This is a genomic window from Chryseobacterium sp. SIMBA_028 (assembly GCF_046535285.1).
Taxonomy (GTDB): domain Bacteria; phylum Bacteroidota; class Bacteroidia; order Flavobacteriales; family Weeksellaceae; genus Chryseobacterium.
In genome coordinates, this window is record NZ_JAWRWZ010000772.1 from 1 (window position 1) to 240 (window position 240).

Sequence of the window (240 nt, forward strand, 5' to 3'; positions counted from 1 at the left end):
TGCAGATGTTGCTGAAATAGGAACTACCGACGAAAGAGGAACAGAAGTTTTCTTCCAGCCGGACAGTACAATCTTTCAGGAAACAGTTTACAATTATGATACTCTTGCAACAAGATTACGTGAACTGGCGTTCCTTAATAAAGGAATTACAATAACCCTTGTTGATGAGAGAAACCCTAACGAAGACGGATCATTTCCTGCGGAAGTTTTCCATTCTGAAGGAGGATTAAAAGAGTTCGT

General features: G+C 40.0%; 1 pseudogene. It reads left to right on the plus strand.

Going from position 1 to position 240, the window contains the following annotated elements:
* A pseudogene (locus SCA31_RS25335) lies at window positions 1-240 on the plus strand (DNA topoisomerase IV subunit B); the annotation flags it as partial.